The organism is Enterovirga sp. CN4-39, from assembly GCF_049446235.1.
Lineage (GTDB): Bacteria > Pseudomonadota > Alphaproteobacteria > Rhizobiales > Beijerinckiaceae > Enterovirga.
This window is the reverse complement of sequence record NZ_JBMSEF010000007.1, coordinates 143192-158184: the sequence shown is the minus strand read 5'-3', so window position 1 is coordinate 158184 and position 14993 is coordinate 143192. Positions and strand designations below refer to the sequence as shown.

The window sequence follows — 14993 nt, the reverse complement described above, 5'->3', positions numbered from 1 at the left end:
CGCCTATAGGGCCGCAACGGACCGCGGCCCGCCCCGTATACCCTTTCGCCCGGCATCAGCTCGCCGGGTCTGCCGTAGGCGCCAGGTCCTCCGGCTGTGGTCCCGCTCCGTTCGTATTGGGCGGACGCAGGCGTCACGAAACAGGCGCCGAGAAGCACCGCCAGGCAGATGCCTCGTCTCATGGGTCCCTCCCTCCGTGTACCCGGACTTCTCCCCGGATGATGTCCCTCGGCAGAAGAGCGGGGTCAGAGACCCAGGCTGCTCTTGAACTCCAGGAGCTTGCTGATCGATTCATCGGCTCTCGCGCGCTCGGGATCGTCCTCCAGGCCGTCGCGGAGGGTTTGGAGGTGGACGATCTCCTCGTCGATCGTGTCGCTCGTCATCTCCTCGATGGCACGGACGCTGTCTGCCAGGATGGTGACCTTGGACGCGCTGATCTCGACGAACCCGCCGGTGATGAAGGCCCGCCGCCCCTTGCCCTCCGCGTCGGTGGCGAAGATCAGGCCGGGATGAAGCATGGTCATCATCGGCTCGTGCCCTGGCAGCACGGTCAGGTCCCCGTCGATCGCGTGAAGCACCACGGACCTGACCTGGCCTGCGAAGACGAGGCGCTCCGGGGACAACAGCTCCGCGAGCATCGTCGGCATGGCGAACCTCCGGCGGCACCTCAGGCCATGATGCTGAGCCCCCCGTCGACATGGACGGTCATCCCGGTGAGCCGCGCCGCAAAGGGCGTGGCGAGGAATGCGGTGGTGAGACCGACGTCGTCGATGTCCACCAGCTCGTGAATGGGAGAGCGCTCGACCGCTTCCGTCAGCAGGACGTCGAAATCCTTCAGGCCCGATGCGGCGCGTGTCTTCAGGGGCCCCGGCGAGACCGCGTGGACGCGGATGTCCCTGTCGCCGAGCTCGAAGGCGAGATACCTGACCGCGCTCTCGAGGGCGGCCTTCACGGGGCCCATCAGGTTGTAGTTCGGGACCACCTTCTCGGCCCCGTGATAGCTCATGGTGATGAGCGTGCCGCCGTCCTTCATCAGGGGCGCGGCCAGCCTCGCCATGCGGATGAAGGAATGGCAGGACACGTCCATCGCGATCTTGAAGCCCTCCGACGAGCTGTCGAGGAGCTTGCCCTGCAGGTCCGCCTTCGGGGCGAACGCGATCGAGTGCAGGGCGATGTCGAGGCTGCCCCACCTCTCCGAGATCCCGCCGAAGACGGCTTCCAGGTCCCCTTCCCTGCTCACGTCACAGGGAAGGAAAAGCGGTGCGTCCAGCTCGCGAGCGAGCGGCTCGACATAGGGCTTGGCCTTGTCGTTGAGATAGGTGAGCGCCAGCTCCGCGCCGAGCGCGCGAAAAACCTTCGCGCAGCCATAGGCGATCGAATGCTCGTTCGCGACGCCGAGCACCAGCGCCCTCTTGCCGAGGAGCGCCTTGCCTTCGGGAAGTTTTCTCACGGCCGCTCCTCGCTTCTGTTCCCGGCCCGCTAGGCCGCGATCTCCTTGGCAGGCCCCGCCGGCTTGGCTGTGAGCAGGCTCCGCAAGTTCCGGAGAAACTCCACCTGCGCGGCGTCCAGCTCGACCTTCCCGACCAGCCGCTCGAACATTCCCACCAGGCGTTCAGCGTCATCTGGCGTCGTGAGCAGGTTCGACAGGGTGGCAAGGGCGAGTTCGGGCTCGTAATCGACGATGTGCGTCTGCTGCCGGATGATGCGGCGGGCTTCGTCGGCGGGCAGGTCGAGGAGACCGACCTCCGCTCCGACCAGTTCGCGGATCTGCTTGAAGCGGGAAAGCCGCCTCTGCGGATGGCCCACCCGGGCTGCCAGGAGCGCCCCGCGCACCGCGGCCGCCGTGAACCCTCCCTCCGACAGGTGCTCGAGGGCCTCCCTGACCTCCGGCGTGTCCCGCCCGGCCGGAAGAGCCTCGGGTACAGGTTCGGCGCGCGAGCCCATCTCGCGGCCCAGGACGCTGGCCGATCCGTAGACCTGATAGAAAAGGTTCTCCATCGCGGCATCGCGCAGCTGGCGGTAGAGGTCCCAGCCCGCAACGATGTTCGCTGCCGCCCAATGCTCGGCCGCGACGCTCGGCCCATGCTCGTCACGGACGGTGCGCGAGGCCTTGGCGAACTCGGCCAGACCCTTCACCGGCGCCATCGTGGGGTTCAGGTCCGACACCGCCCAGCGCTGCATCCGGAGCGGATGAAGGTTCCGCGCCAGCTTGCCCATGGCGGGCGTCACGGCCGCGCCGAGGACCGGATGGGCGCAGGTCTCGTACAGCGCCTCGTTGGCCTCGGAGACCTTCGCCACGAGTTCGAACGGCACCTCGTCGCGGCGGCCATATTTGTACAGGACCTGCAGGTCCTCGACCTGACGCTCGTTGATGATCACGTCGTACTGGGCGACGCCGTTCGCCTGGCGTTCCTCGATCTGCATGCCGTACAGGCCGGGCGGCAGGTGCTCGATGTATTCGAGCAGGTCGACGATCTGCGCGTGCTCCTTCTTGGCGACGCTGGCGGACACGAAGATGCCGAGATGCCCGATGCTCTTGTGCATGAGCCCGACGATCACCTGGCCGTTGGCCTTGAGGGCTTCCGTCGTCGGATAGATGTCCGCGACCCAGCTGAACGCCTGTTGCGGCGGCGTGATGTTGTCGCCGAGCGACGCAAAAAGGATGATGGGCGAACGGATCGCGCGAAGATCGTAGGCCTTCCCCTCGCTCCATTGCGCCTGTCCCGCAGCGAGCCGGTTGCCGACGAAGAGGTTGTCCACGATCCAGCTGATCTCCTCCCTGTTCATGAGGAAATAGCCGCCCCACCAGCGCTCGAACTCGAGGAAGCGCTCCGGCTCCGTGTCGATCTTCGAGAACAGGTTGTAGTATTTCGAGAAGTAGGTGTTCGCCGGATTCAGGTACTCGAAATTGTCGACCAGATAGGCGCCGTCGAATCGTCCGCCCCCGAGATCGCTCGCAAGGAGCGCCGTCCAGCTGCCGCCGAGGATGCCCCCGGCATACCGCATGGGGTTTTCCGCATCGTTCCCGGCCCAGTAGGACATGGGGGCGCCGTTCACCACGATGGGGCCGGCAGCCTCCGGATCGACCGCGCCGACCAGCATCGCGGCCCAGCCGCCCTGGCAATTGCCGACGATGACCGGCTTGCCTCGCGTCGGATGCCGCTTCCGCACAATGCGGAGGAACTCCGTCTCGGCCTGCGAAACATCCGCAAGCGTCTGGCCTTCGACGGGCTCCGGGAAGAAGACGACGAAATAGACCGGATGCCCCGCCTTGAGGGCCACGCCAACCTGGGAATCGTCCTTGAACCCGCCGATCCCCGGCCCGTGCCCCGCACGCGGATCGATGATCACATAGGGCCGCTTGCCGTCGTCGACCTTGATCCCCTGTGGCGGCACGATGCGCACGAGCGCGTAGTTGACGGGCCGCTCGAACTGCCGCGCATCCGCGATCATCTCCGTCTCGAACGCCAGGAGCGGAGGCTTGCCGGCCTCCTCGTGCTGGAGCCAGTTGTCGCCCCGCTGCCGGAGCGTGTCCCAGAACATGAACGAGCGCTGGACGAAATCGCTCGCGTAGGTCGTGGCATCGCGCCAGAAATCCAGGGGCGTCGCCGGCACGCCGGTCTCCGTCCAGGCCCGCGCCGCCCCGGCGGTCGCGTTCAAGTACTTCTCCCAGGCGGATGCCACCCGGCCCTGATGGACCTCGCCGAGCCGCATGTAGAAGGCCGGAAGGTTCAGACGCTCCTCCGCGGGGGAGTTGCCGGAGTCTGTAATCTGCGGCTGGAGGGACATCATCGCGGCCCTTGAGAGCGTATGTGTCAGTGGGTGCGCTTGTCGCCCCAGGTGAGGAAGAAGCCGATGTCGCCCGGCATTCCCCGCGGCCATTCCACGATCATCGCCGCAAGGCCGTAGCCGGCGGGGCGGAGCCGGTCGAGCCACAGCTCGTAGGCCTGGCGCGGCCGGCCGGTGAGGGTCTCGGGCCAGTCCGGCTCACCGTTGTTGATGGCGCGTCCCTTGTCCGAGCAGAGGGCATTCGGGAACCGCATCACCATGAGCTCGGTGTCGCCCTTCTCGGCGGCGGTCCGAAGCTTCCGGAGCAGGTTGCCGGTGATCTCCTGGAGCTTTTCCGGAGTGAGCTCCATCCGGGCCGACAGCGTCTTCACGAGCTCGTCGCGCGCCTTGTCCGCGCGGCTCATCGAATCGACGTCCTTGGAGGCCTTCGCCAGCCTGAGCTCGGTCGTGTAGGCGCGCAGGTCGTCCGCCGACATGAACGTCTCGTCGCCGAGCGGGTGGTCCTTCTCCTGCGGCGTTGTTTGCGTCTCCATCGTCAACCTCCGTCAGACAGCGAGTGCACGCCGGGTCTCGGACAGCACCGAGACCATCCCGCGCGCGATGCTCAGTTCCTCGTTGGTGGGAATGACCCAGGCATTGGCCGCGCCCTGCCGGGTGACGCGCGGCCCGCCCGCGGCGTTCGCCGCCTCGTCGAGCTGAAAACCCGCCCAGGCGAGCCCCCGCAGCACCTCGGAGCGGGTCGCGACGTCGTGCTCGCCGATGCCCGCCGTGAAGACGATTCCGTCGATGCCGCCCAGCGCCGCGATGAGCGACCCGATCTCGCGCACGATCCGATAGACGAATACGTCGATCGCGAGCCGCGCATCGCGGTTCGTCGGGGCGGCGGAGCGCAGCTTCCGCATGTCGTTGGTCAGGCCGGACAGCCCGAGCAGGCCGGACTTCTTGTAGAGGATCTGCTCGACCTCCCCCGGGCTGAGCTTCAGCTCGCGCAGCATGAAGAAGACGACCCCGGCATCCAGGCTGCCGCACCGGGTCCCCATCGGAAGCCCCTCGAGCGCCGAGAAGCCCATCGTCGTGGCGACGCTTTCGCCGTTCGCGAGCGCGCAGAGGCTCGCGCCGTTTCCGAGATGCGCGACGACGACGCGGCCAGACGCGAGCCCGGCGTCGTAATCCGAAAGGACCGACGCGATGTATTCGTAGGACAGCCCGTGGAAGCCGTAGCGCCTGACTCCCATCCGGATCATGTCCTGCGGCAGCGCGAAGAGCTGCGCGACCTCCGGCTGGCGACGGTGGAACGCCGTGTCGAAACAGGCGACCTGCGGTAGATCCGGCATCATGCTGCGCACGATCCGGATCGGCTCGAGGTTGTGCGGCTGGTGCAGGGGCGCCAGCGGCTCCAGCGCCTCGAGCTCCCGCAGGACCCCGTCGTCCACCAGGACGGGCCCGTGATGGCGGATGCCGCCATGCACGACCCGGTGCCCGATCGCCGCCAGCCGGTACTCGCCGCGATGCTCACGCAGCCATGAGGTGAGCTCCCTCAGGGCCTGTTCATGCCCGAACGGTTCCGTCCAGCTCCGATCGACCAGAACGGCGTCGTGACCGTCGCGGACGGAGAAGTGCGGAGCGTCGCTCAATCCCTCGAACTGTCCTCGGAAGATGCGCTGCGGATCGCCCGCGTCCACGGCCTCGAACACCTGGAACTTCAGGCTGGAGGAGCCGGCGTTGAGGACGAGCAGCACGGAGACCATGGCTCAGACCTTGGGGCCTGTGGGCGTCGCGCGCTGCGCGTTGGCGACCAGCGAGGCCACGGCGCAGGAGGCAAGCCGGGTCAGGCGGGAATCCGCCCTGCTGGTCAGGATGATCGGCACCCGCGCGCCGAGCACGATGCCGGCCGCATCGGCATCCGTCAGGAAGGTGAGGCTCTTCGCCAGCACGTTCCCCGCCTCGAGATCGGGCACGACGAGCACGTTGGCCTGCCCGGCGACCGGCGAGCTGATCTTCTTGATGCGTGCGGCCCCGAGGTCGATCGCGTTGTCGAGCGCGAGCGGGCCGTCGAGCAGCCCGCCCGTGATCTGGCCGCGATCGGCCATCTTGCAGAGCGCGGCCGCATCGATCGTGGATGGCACCTTGGGGTTGATGGTCTCCATGGCGGAGAGGATGGCCACCCTGACCGTCTCGGCACCGAGGGCGTTGGCGAGATCGATCGCGTTCTGCACGATGTCGCGCTTCTCCTCGAGCGTCGGCGCGATGTTCACGGCCGCGTCCGTGATGATCAGCGGGCGGTCGTGGCTCGGCACGTCCATGATGAAGCAGTGGCTGATCCTGCGGGCGGTCCTGAGCCCGCCATCCTTGCGGACCACCGCGCCCATCAACTCGTCCGTGTGCAGGCTGCCCTTCATCAGGGCTTCGGCCTCCCCGCAGCGGACGAGCCCCACGGCCTGGGCGGCGGCATCATCGCTGTGAGCGGCATCGACCAGCCGGAATGGCGACAGATCGGTCTTCAGGGCCTTTGCGGCGGTCTCGATCTTTGCCTTCGGCCCGACCAGGATGGGCTCGATCAGGCCCAGTTCGGAGGCGTCGAGCGCGGCCCCCAGGGCGGCCTCGTCGCAGGGGTGAACGACGGCGACGCGCAGCTTCGGAAGCTTCTTGGCCGCGGCAATCAGCCGGTCGTATTTCTCGTGCCGACGCGGTTCGGGCGTCGACTTTTCCACGGCTGCGACGGTCACGCGCCTCTCCTGATGCCTGGCTCGCGAGCCCCCGAGGGGGAGGCGAGGTGCAGCACGCCCGCTCCGGCTTTCAGACGGAGAAAACTCGTTGCGAGCAGGCGAAGGTTTGGACCCGGGAAGCGGTCAAGCTTGATCCGACGGGACACCGCCACGGGGCCGTGCGCGAGCTGTGCGCTTCTGCCGGGTTGACCCGGAACGCCACGCGCAATCGTATCGCGATGTTCTGATCAACCTCCCTGACGAGGTGCGTGATGACACTCTTCACCGAGCGCGAGCGCGCTTTCGAGAACTTGTTCGCCCGGCAGGAGGAATTGCGCTTCCGGGCGACGGCCCTGCGGAACAGGCTTCTCGGCCAGTGGGCGGCGACCCGGCTGGGCCTCGCCGGCGACGCCGCTGCGGCCTACGTCGGCAGCTTCGAAAGAAGCCTGCTCTCCCAGAAGAGCGAGCTCGAAGTCGAGACGAAGCTCCGCGACGATTTCGAGCGGGCGGGCATCGCGATGTCCGAAGCGGACATCCATGCCAAGATGACCGAGCTCCTCGAGGAAGCGGTCCAGCGGGTCGCGGCGTAGTCGGGGATCAGGACCGGCCTGAGGTGGCAGCGGAGTCTCATCGGATCAAGCGCGCGGCGTTGTGCGACCGCCCACTGGGCCCGACGGTTGCCGGACTCGCGCATGAAGTCCATCCCGCTGGAAGACGCCGTAGCGCTGATCCCGGATGGGGCGACGCTGATGATCGGCGGCTTCATGGGCGTCGGAACCCCGGAGGAACTCGTCGACGAGATCGTGCGTCAGCAGCGGCGCGGCCTGACGGTCATCGCGAACGACACGGCAAGGCCCGGGATCGGGATCGGCAAGCTCGTTTCAGGCCGGATGCTGCGGCGCCTGATCGTGAGCCACATCGGACTGAACGCCGAGACCCAGCAGCAGATGATCGAGGGCTCCCTCGAGGTGGTTCTCGTACCCCAGGGGACACTGGCCGAGCGGATACGCGCGGGGGGATGCGGGCTGGGTGGTGTCCTGACGCCGACGGGATTGGGCACCGTCGTGCAGGAGGGCAAGCGCGTGATCGAGGTGGATGGGCGCCCCTTCCTCCTGGAGCCTCCGCTCCGCGCCGACTTCGCGCTGATCCAGGCATTCCTTGCCGACTACCTCGGCAACCTGACCTACGCCCTCACCGGACGGAACTTCAATCCCCTGATGGCGATGGCCGCCGATACGGTCGTGGTCTGCGCGGAGAACGTGGTCCCGATCGGGGTCATCGCGCCCGACCACGTGGTCACGCCTGCCCCCCTGGTGGATTATGTCATCTCACGATGCTGAGCTTCTCGATCCGCCTAACCAGATAGCGAAGCGGATCGCCCGCGAACTCCGAGACGGCATGCTCGTCAATCTCGGGATCGGCATTCCGACCCTCGTGGCGGATTTCGTGCCTCCGGGGATGCATGTCTTCTTCCAATCGGAGAACGGGCTGATCGGGACAGGCCCGGTCCCGGAGACCGGGATGGCGCTCAGGTGGCTGACCGATGCTGGCGGGAAACCCGTGACCGCGCTGCCTGGAGCCAGCACCTTCGACAGCGCGACATCCTTCGCTCTCATCCGTGGGGGACATCTCGATCTCACGGTGCTGGGCGGGCTGCAGGTCGATGAGGCAGGCCACCTCGCGAACTGGATGATCCCCGGGAAGATGGTTCCCGGCATGGGCGGCGCGATGGACCTGGTCACGGGCGCGAGGCGGGTCATTGTCGCCATGCAGCACAGCGCCAAGGGCAAGTCGAAGATCGTGAAGCGATGCTCGCTTCCGCTCACGTCCGATCGCCGCGTCGACCTGATCGTGACCGAGTTGGCGGTCATCGCGTTCCCCGACGGCCGCGCGACTCTCGTCGAGACCGCCGAGGGCGTCGAGGTTGGAGAGGTGCTCGAGGCGACAGAGGCAAGCCTTCACGTCCCCGAGCGCTTCGGCGAGCAGAGCTGAGGGCGGCCCGCCGGGGCGTCCGAAGCATGACCCAAAAGGTCAAGCCGCCGGACCACTGTCCCGAGAACCTGCTGCTGCCGCTCGGGCAGTAGGAGGGCGTCCATGCTCCGTAACCACCATCTCGGCCGTTTCGCTGCGGCTCTGCTTGCGCTTGCCGTTGCCGGAACCTCCGTCGCCGAAGCTGCGACCGGACGGGTGCGCTTCAACATCGCGAAGGCCGGGTTCATCATCGGGGTGGGCGGCGGCTCCGGAAACCTCCAGTTCAAGGGCCGGAACTATCGGCTCCGGGTCGACGGGATAACGGCTGGCACGATCGGGGTAGCCCGAGCGGATCTGGTCGGGAAGGCTTACAACCTTCGCCGTCCGGAGGATATTACCGGCTCCTACTCGGTCGGCTCCGCCGGATTGTCCGTGATTGGAGGAGGGAAGGTCGCGAGGCTGCAGAACGAGAAGGGCGTCGTCCTCGAGTTGCAGGGGAGGCAGCTTGGCTTCGAGGCCTCGCTGGATCTCGGGGGCGTGAACGTGAGGCTGGATTAGCGGTCGCGGAGCCAGATCTGGCGGTTGTCCGGGCCAATTCGATGCCGCCGCAGCGGCGGGCCGAAGAGTTGGCCGCATCACTAACGACGGAGCCGGTCGAAATGGCTTCAGACACGAACCCAGCAGCGACCCGCCTTCAAGGTCGCATCCATCCCGTCGTCCAGCAGGACTGGCTGGACCGGGCAGCGCCCCCCGGCTTCATCAACCTCGGCGTGCTGCAGGAGATCCGGCCGGTCATCCGCGAACTCGGCGAGGACCCAGACCGGATCATCGCCGAGGCGGGAATCGATCCGCGGATCTTCCGTTCACCGAAGAACCTCGTGCCGTTCACGGCGATCGGAAACATCATCTCGCTGGCAGCAGAGCAGACGGGCTGCCCCCATCTCGGCATCCTCGTAGGAAGCCGGGCCAGTCTCGGCTCGCTTCACCTGCTGGGAGCCCTGATGGGCAGCTCCGGAACCCTTCGGCAGGCCCTTCACTCGCTCGAGCGTCATCTCTGCCTTCAGAACCGCGGTGCGGTCGTCCGGCTGACCGCCGAGGACGACCTCGCGGTGCTGAGCTACTCGCCGTACCAGCCCGGAGCCCGGGGTGCGGCCCTCCACTCGGAGGGCGCGCTCGCGGTCAGCGTGAAGATCATACGCGAGCTTCTGGCCGAGGATTGGGCGCCCGCCGAGGTCATGCTGCCCCGCGCGAGACCAGCCGACATAGAGCCCTATCGGCGCTTCTTCCGCGCACCACTCCGCTTCGATCAGGAGATGGCCGCGCTGGTCTTTCCAGCGGCCGCGCTCGCCGTCCCGCTCCGGACTGCCGACCCGGTGCTGTACCGCGAGTTGGAGGACAAGATCCTGCGGCTCGAGGAGGATTCGCCCCGCGCGTTCACGGACGAGCTGCGCCGCCTGTTGCGGACGGAGCTTATCCGGGACCGGTGCCCGGCAAGGGACGTCGCCCGCCGCCTGGCGATGCACCGGCGCACCCTCAATCGCCGCCTGCAGCCTGAAGGTCGCAGCTTCAAGATCGTCGTCAGCGAGATCCGCTACGAAATCGCCCGGCAGCTCTTGCGCGATACGACCATAAGCCTGGCGCAGATCGCGGCAGCCTTGGACTTCTCCGAGGCTGCGGCTTTCACGCGCGCCTTCCGGCGCTGGTCGGGGCAGACGCCGAGCGCCTGGCGGGCAGCAAGCAAGAGGGACCTCGGCCGCCCGTCGAGCAAGCCGCGCAGACCTCGATCCGGCAGGGACGCCCGGACCGTGGTCGGCGTCCCCACATGAGAGTGTCAGCTACAGGATGCCGTTCAGCTTGTTGGTCAGCACGGTCGCGCGGCTCCTGAGAAACAGGTCGACGTCGACGATCCGGGCGAGCAAGTCGGATTGAGCATGGTTCGGCGCGCTGTCTTCGGCCGTGATCGCCCTCTGCCGTTCGAGCTTCTGGCCATACTCGTCGGCAAAGCCCTGCACGGCGGCGGCCTTGTCGGCCACCGACGAACAGCGGTCTTCCTCGGCCAGGAAGGAGCGCTTCAGCGTCTCCCGGACGGAGGGGTCCGCCTCCGCCTCCAGCCGGTGCAGGATTGGGATGAGATGCTCCGCGAGAGAGCTCTTCGCGCCATTGCTTCGGCGTGACCGTTCGCCTGACCGCAGCATCGTCTTCAACGTCACCCGACCCAGCTTCACTCAACACACGAAAGCACTTTGCCCTGCATGTTGCCAATACCTTGCGCAGCAAGTCCGCAAAAAGAAGGATAATGCGTAGATCATTTGGGCTACGGCGCGACGATAAATCGTGACCTCACGACACTTCATCGCAGTTTTTCCGATTTTGGTCCTGCTGTATGATGATTGAGGCGCTGGATCATGGCTGCCCCGCGCCACGGACATCGGCTTCCTTGTTTTCGGCCCCAAGGGATCAAGTGAGCTTGAAGCAAGGGCCGTAGCCGTACGCCCCATCAAGAAAAATACCGGAGGAGTTCATGGAGACGGCGGTCGATCGGACGAACGCTTCGCACTCTCCGTCCAGCCTGGACGATCACACTCACAAGGTGAAAATGATCCGAAAGCTGCGCTGGATCGGGCGAGAGGATGAAGCACGGCAACTCGAGCGGGAATTGCGGTTCACCAAGGGATCGGACAGCGTCCTCGCCACACCACGGGACACGGACTGAGCCGCGCGGCCGCCGTCCTGCTCCAACGCGGCCGGCGATTGGATGAGGCGGCCGCGTCGAGACCGTTCTCTGACGGGCGTCCGCTAGAGCTTGCACCTTCTATAGGCCATGCCGACGGGGTCGGCTGAGCCCGTAAATCGTTTCAGGACGTCTCCGGAAGGCGACATGAGCACGGCCACGTCGCTCACCGCGACGGAGGTTGCGCAGTCGAGCAGAAGGCTCTCGCGATCGCCCGATTGCTTGACGCCCTTGATGCGGCAGGTCGCCGAGGGGGTGCGCAGCCGGCTGCCCGAGATGATGAACGCCGGCGCGAACGGGCTCACGGGGCTGCGGAACGTGATTCCTCGGCCGGTCCGCGTGAAGGTCTCCTCACATGGGGTGCTTCCTTCGAGCCAAGCGCCCTGATAGCGCGCCAGGTCCGGAGCCGCATTCCCAGGGGACGCGCCCGCGCTAGCCAAGAGCAGCGCAGCCGCGCTTCCCACCCGCCCGACAATCCCCATGATCGTGCCCCCGCTTGGTCGTTGGAGTTCCTCTTCGAAACACTGGACCGGGAATGACCAAAGCGAGGGAGCCCGCCGGGTCAGCCCGTCCGGCTGGCCCGACGAGCGTCAGGAGATCGCGTGATCTGCCGAGCCGACGGTCGCCGGGACGGGCCGGCCGCCCCGCGCGGACGCGAGACACCTGCGGAGGCAGTCGTGACGCCGCCGATGCGGCGCTCGGCCCGGCCGGCCAGGAAAAAGTGGAGATCTGCCAGGTTCGTCAGGGCGGCGAGTTGCTCCTGCGCAAGCGCTGAATGTCTCTCCAGCTTGAGGAGGCACTCGTCGAGGCAGGACTGGATGATGCCGGCCGCCTCGGAATCGCTCAGCGCCTGCTCCTCGCGCAGGAAGGCCGCGAAAAGCTCGCCACGTGCTTCCGCACTTGTCGTCACGCCAAGCCGTTTCGCGAGGTGAACGAGCGTGCTTCGCGGATCCGCCGTCCGCGACGTAAGGCGTATTTCGCCTGCCATGAAGGCCTCCCCGAAGAGGCGCCTCGAGGTTGATCAGGCGGGCGCAACGCGCGCTTCCGCAGGCAGCGTCGCCGCGGGCATGCGCTGCGTAACCGAGCCTGCCAGAGCCGGGAGGCCGATCAGCGATGGCAGATATTGGCCAGCTTTCGGCACGCCTTCAACCGAAAGAATCGCCTTCAAGCCGTCTGAGGAGGCTCTCAACACGGTGAGGCATGGCAGCCATCCGCTCGAGGCCGGGCTGCACGAGAGCCGTCATCAGCTGGGACAGATCCCGCCCGGACCGGCTCTCTTCTTGCTGAGGATCGACGGGTGGTGAGCGCGCTGGGACTCGAACCCAGGACCTACAGATTAAAAGTCCGTTGCTCTACCAGCTGAGCTACGCGCTCGGTCAGCGCCAGATAGGGGCAATGTGGGTGCGGGGTCAAATGCTGCGTTGCGGGTAGGGCTGCGAAAACGCAGCGCGCGCCCACGTCCTCGCCTCCCATAGGGCAGCGTCCGGCCTCAGAGTTCGGCCGCAGCAGGAACGCCTTCTGCCGTCCGAGGGCTCTCCGGCCATCCGCGCGCCCAGTCTTCCTTCACGACGGCGATGTGGTCGGCGAGGCAGCCTTCCTCGATCGCTTTGCGAAGACCCGCCATCAAGCGCTGGTAATACCAGATGTTATTCCAGGTCAGCAGGATCATTCCCAGGATCTCGCCCGAGCGGACGAGGTGGTGCAGGTAGGCGCGCGAATAGGTCCTCGCGGCCGGGCAGGGCGAATCCGGGTCGAGCGGGCGGGGATCGTCGGCGTGGATGGCGTTGCGGAGGTTGAGCCGGCCGAAGCGCGTATAGGCCTGGCCGTGCCGCCCCGCCCGCGTCGGCATCACGCAGTCGAACATGTCGATTCCGCGCCGCACGGCCTCGACGATATCGTCCGGCGTGCCGACGCCCATCAGATAATGCGGCTTGCTGGCGGGCAGGTGCGGCATGACGGTCTCGATCATGCGCAGCATGACCTCCTGCAGCTCGCCGACGGCCAGGCCGCCGATCGCGTAGCCCTTCAAGCCGAGCTGGGTCAGCTCCCGCGCGCTCTCGACGCGAAGCGCCTCTACGGCCCCGCCTTGCACGATGCCGAACATTGCGCGCCCAGGCTGTTCGCCGAAGGCGACCCGGCACCGCTCGGCCCAGCGCAGGGACAGATGCATGGCCTTCTCCGCGACCGCATCGGAGCAGGGCAGCTTCACGCATTCGTCGAGCTGCATCTGGATGTCGGAGCCGAGCAGGCCCTGGATCTCGATCGAGCGCTCGGGCGTCAGTTCGTGGCGGGAGCCGTCGATATGCGACTGGAAGGTGACGCCGCGCTCGTCGATCTTCCGCAGCGCCGACAGCGACATGACTTGGAACCCGCCGGAATCGGTCAGGATCGGCCGCGGCCAGTTCATCATCCGGTGCAGGCCGCCGAGCCGCGCGACGCGCTCCGCGCCCGGCCGCAGCATCAGATGGTAGGTGTTCCCGAGGACGATGTCGGCGCCCGCCTCGCGCACCTGCTCGGGCAGCATCGCCTTGACGGTGCCGGCCGTGCCGACGGGCATGAAGGCGGGCGTCCTGATGTTGCCCCGGGGCGTTCTGATCTCGCCCATGCGGGCCTCGCCATCGGTCGCGGAGAGAGCGAACGAAAAGGTGTCGGTCATCGGCCGGTCTGGGCGCGCTCGAGGAAGCAGGGGTCGCCGTAGGAGTAGAAGCGGTAGCCGGCCGCGATCGCATGCCGGTAGGCGTGTTGCATACGCTCCAGACCCGAAAAGGCCGAAACGAGCATGAAAAGGGTCGAGCGCGGCAGGTGGAAATTCGTCATCAGGCAATCGACGGCCCGGAAGGAATAGCCGGGGGTGATGAAGATGTCCGTCCAGCCCTCGAAGGCTTTGATCCTGTGATCCTCCGACGCGGCGCTTTCGAGGAGGCGCAAGGCCGTCGTGCCGATTGCGACCACCCGCCCTCCCCGGTCGCGGGCCTCGTTGAGCGCCGCAGAGGTCTCCGAGCTGATGCTGCCCCATTCGGCATGCATCCGGTGTTCCTCGGTCTCGTTGGCCTTCACGGGCAGGAAGGTGCCGGCGCCGACATGGAGCGTGACCTTGTGCAGGCTCACCCCGCGCGCCTCGGCGGCCGCGATGAGGCCGGGCGTGAAATGGAGGCCGGCCGTGGGTGCCGCCACGGCACCCTCCTCCCGCGCGAAGACGGTCTGGTAATCCGTCCTGTCGCGCTCGTCTGCCGGGCGCTGGCCCGCGATATAGGGCGGCAGCGGGATTTCCCCGAGCCCGGCGATGGCTTCGTCGAGGGTCGGGCCGGAAAAGGCGAAACGCAAGGTGACGTCGCCACCTTCGCCCTTCTCTTCAACCTCCGCATCAAGCTGGCCCAGGAAGCAGGCCGTGCTCTCGCCACTGTCGCCGAAGCGGATTCGCTCGCCCACCTGGACCCGCTTTGCGGGCCGGGCAAAGGCGCGCCATCGGTCCGGCCCGATGCGCTGATGGAGCATGATTTCAAGCCGGGCGACGTTGTCGCCGCGAACGCGGATCCCGCGCAGGCGCGCCGGAACGACCTTCGTGTCATTGACGACGAGGGCGTCACCGGGCCGGAGCAGCCGGGGCAGATCCCCGACTTGGAGGTCCTGGAAATCTCCGGACGCAGGGACGACCAGCAGCCGGGCCGCCTCGCGCGGCTCTGCCGGCCGAAGCGCGATCAGCTCGGGCGGCAGCTCGAAATCGAACGCATCGACACGCATGGGTCAGGCGCGGCCGCCCGGGCGGCCGCGCACGATTCTCCCGAATTCCCTGGCCA

Annotated in this window: 17 protein-coding genes and 1 tRNA gene; 6 read left to right on the top strand and 12 right to left on the bottom strand. The window is 67.1% G+C overall.

All coding sequences use genetic code 11. From position 1 onward, the window contains the following. Window positions 1-245 precede the first annotated feature (245 nt). From atpC to ACO2SS_RS13720, 6 genes are all read right to left on the bottom strand, one after another. Complete coding sequence (gene atpC, locus ACO2SS_RS13745; RefSeq protein WP_423278237.1) at window positions 246-647, bottom strand: ATP synthase F1 subunit epsilon; 402 nt, start codon at window positions 645-647, stop codon at window positions 246-248. A 20-nt stretch (window positions 648-667) separates the two neighbouring features. Further along, window positions 668-1450: an enoyl-ACP reductase FabI gene (gene fabI, locus ACO2SS_RS13740; RefSeq protein ID WP_423278236.1), complete on the bottom strand. Its 783-nt coding sequence runs from the start codon at window positions 1448-1450 to the stop codon at window positions 668-670. A 29-nt stretch (window positions 1451-1479) separates the two neighbouring features. Further along, on the bottom strand, window positions 1480-3714 hold the full coding sequence (locus ACO2SS_RS13735) for a DUF3141 domain-containing protein (RefSeq protein ID WP_423278340.1): 2235 nt from the start codon (window positions 3712-3714) through the stop codon (window positions 1480-1482). A 101-nt stretch (window positions 3715-3815) separates the two neighbouring features. Next, a complete protein-coding gene (locus ACO2SS_RS13730; RefSeq protein ID WP_423278235.1) occupies window positions 3816-4322 on the bottom strand; it encodes a hypothetical protein in 507 nt (168 codons plus the stop codon). 12 nt (window positions 4323-4334) lie between these two features. Continuing rightward, entirely contained in the window at window positions 4335-5537 is a 1203-nt protein-coding gene (locus tag ACO2SS_RS13725; protein WP_423278234.1) for an acetate/propionate family kinase, read from the bottom strand. Window positions 5538-5540: 3 nt separating this feature from the next. Next, window positions 5541-6515 carry a phosphate acetyltransferase gene (locus tag ACO2SS_RS13720; protein WP_423278233.1) on the bottom strand — a complete coding sequence of 325 codons (975 nt, stop codon included), beginning with the start codon at window positions 6513-6515 and terminating at the stop codon, window positions 5541-5543. Between the two features lie 251 nt (window positions 6516-6766). Between ACO2SS_RS13720 and ACO2SS_RS13715 the strand changes: the two genes are divergently transcribed. From ACO2SS_RS13715 to ACO2SS_RS13695, 5 genes are all read left to right on the top strand, one after another. Beyond that, a complete protein-coding gene (locus ACO2SS_RS13715) occupies window positions 6767-7084 on the top strand; it encodes a DUF1476 domain-containing protein (protein WP_423278232.1) in 318 nt (105 codons plus the stop codon). 102 nt (window positions 7085-7186) lie between these two features. Then, window positions 7187-7834, top strand: coding sequence for a CoA transferase subunit A (locus ACO2SS_RS13710; protein WP_423278231.1), 648 nt, complete (start codon window positions 7187-7189; stop codon window positions 7832-7834). After that, on the top strand, window positions 7815-8486 hold the full coding sequence (locus tag ACO2SS_RS13705) for a 3-oxoacid CoA-transferase subunit B (RefSeq protein WP_423278230.1): 672 nt from the start codon (window positions 7815-7817) through the stop codon (window positions 8484-8486). The genes ACO2SS_RS13710 and ACO2SS_RS13705 overlap by 20 nt, the downstream gene beginning before the upstream one ends. A 102-nt stretch (window positions 8487-8588) precedes the next feature. After that, window positions 8589-9023 (top strand): hypothetical protein, encoded by a 435-nt coding sequence (locus tag ACO2SS_RS13700; protein ID WP_423278229.1) that lies wholly within the window; start codon window positions 8589-8591, stop codon window positions 9021-9023. 101 nt (window positions 9024-9124) lie between these two features. After that, window positions 9125-10291 (top strand): AraC family transcriptional regulator, encoded by a 1167-nt coding sequence (locus ACO2SS_RS13695; RefSeq protein ID WP_423278228.1) that lies wholly within the window; start codon window positions 9125-9127, stop codon window positions 10289-10291. Between the two features lie 9 nt (window positions 10292-10300). Here the strand turns inward: ACO2SS_RS13695 and ACO2SS_RS13690 are convergent, their stop codons facing one another. Beyond that, window positions 10301-10675, bottom strand: a complete 375-nt coding sequence (locus tag ACO2SS_RS13690) for a hypothetical protein (protein WP_423278227.1) — start codon at window positions 10673-10675, stop codon at window positions 10301-10303. A 311-nt stretch (window positions 10676-10986) separates the two neighbouring features. Between ACO2SS_RS13690 and ACO2SS_RS13685 the strand changes: the two genes are divergently transcribed. Next, window positions 10987-11178 carry a hypothetical protein gene (locus ACO2SS_RS13685; RefSeq protein WP_423278226.1) on the top strand — a complete coding sequence of 64 codons (192 nt, stop codon included), beginning with the start codon at window positions 10987-10989 and terminating at the stop codon, window positions 11176-11178. An 83-nt stretch (window positions 11179-11261) separates the two neighbouring features. Here the strand turns inward: ACO2SS_RS13685 and ACO2SS_RS13680 are convergent, their stop codons facing one another. The 5 genes from ACO2SS_RS13680 to queA form a co-directional block, all read right to left on the bottom strand. After that, on the bottom strand, window positions 11262-11501 hold the full coding sequence (locus ACO2SS_RS13680) for a hypothetical protein (protein WP_423278225.1): 240 nt from the start codon (window positions 11499-11501) through the stop codon (window positions 11262-11264). Between the two features lie 257 nt (window positions 11502-11758). Then, the gene (locus ACO2SS_RS13675; RefSeq protein WP_423278224.1) at window positions 11759-12184 is read right to left on the bottom strand and encodes a hypothetical protein; all 426 of its coding nucleotides are present in this window, start codon (window positions 12182-12184) and stop codon (window positions 11759-11761) included. Between the two features lie 310 nt (window positions 12185-12494). Further along, window positions 12495-12570 (bottom strand) — tRNA-Lys (locus tag ACO2SS_RS13670). A gap of 115 nt (window positions 12571-12685) precedes the next feature. Then, complete coding sequence (gene tgt, locus ACO2SS_RS13665) at window positions 12686-13852, bottom strand: tRNA guanosine(34) transglycosylase Tgt (protein ID WP_423278223.1); 1167 nt, start codon at window positions 13850-13852, stop codon at window positions 12686-12688. Beyond that, window positions 13849-14937, bottom strand: coding sequence for a tRNA preQ1(34) S-adenosylmethionine ribosyltransferase-isomerase QueA (queA, locus tag ACO2SS_RS13660; RefSeq protein WP_423278222.1), 1089 nt, complete (start codon window positions 14935-14937; stop codon window positions 13849-13851). Before queA ends, tgt begins: the two co-directional genes overlap by 4 nt. Window positions 14938-14993 lie beyond the last annotated feature (56 nt).

Excerpts from the sequence above, each read along its gene's own strand:
- ACO2SS_RS13695 (WP_423278228.1), top strand. The coding sequence starts at position 9,125 with ATGGCTTCAGACACGAACCCAGCAGCGACCCGCCTTCAAGGTCGCATC.
- ACO2SS_RS13730 (WP_423278235.1), bottom strand. The coding sequence starts at position 4,322 with ATGGAGACGCAAACAACGCCGCAGGAGAAGGACCACCCGCTCGGCGAC.
- ACO2SS_RS13675 (WP_423278224.1), bottom strand. The coding sequence starts at position 12,184 with ATGGCAGGCGAAATACGCCTTACGTCGCGGACGGCGGATCCGCGAAGC.
- ACO2SS_RS13715 (WP_423278232.1), top strand. The coding sequence starts at position 6,767 with ATGACACTCTTCACCGAGCGCGAGCGCGCTTTCGAGAACTTGTTCGCC.
- queA (WP_423278222.1), bottom strand. The coding sequence starts at position 14,937 with ATGCGTGTCGATGCGTTCGATTTCGAGCTGCCGCCCGAGCTGATCGCG.
- tgt (WP_423278223.1), bottom strand. The coding sequence starts at position 13,852 with ATGACCGACACCTTTTCGTTCGCTCTCTCCGCGACCGATGGCGAGGCC.
- ACO2SS_RS13725 (WP_423278234.1), bottom strand. The coding sequence starts at position 5,537 with ATGGTCTCCGTGCTGCTCGTCCTCAACGCCGGCTCCTCCAGCCTGAAG.
- atpC (WP_423278237.1), bottom strand. The coding sequence starts at position 647 with ATGCCGACGATGCTCGCGGAGCTGTTGTCCCCGGAGCGCCTCGTCTTC.
- ACO2SS_RS13710 (WP_423278231.1), top strand. The coding sequence starts at position 7,187 with ATGAAGTCCATCCCGCTGGAAGACGCCGTAGCGCTGATCCCGGATGGG.
- ACO2SS_RS13700 (WP_423278229.1), top strand. The coding sequence starts at position 8,589 with ATGCTCCGTAACCACCATCTCGGCCGTTTCGCTGCGGCTCTGCTTGCG.
- ACO2SS_RS13685 (WP_423278226.1), top strand. The coding sequence starts at position 10,987 with ATGGAGACGGCGGTCGATCGGACGAACGCTTCGCACTCTCCGTCCAGC.
- ACO2SS_RS13705 (WP_423278230.1), top strand. The coding sequence starts at position 7,815 with ATGTCATCTCACGATGCTGAGCTTCTCGATCCGCCTAACCAGATAGCG.
- ACO2SS_RS13735 (WP_423278340.1), bottom strand. The coding sequence starts at position 3,714 with ATGCGGCTCGGCGAGGTCCATCAGGGCCGGGTGGCATCCGCCTGGGAG.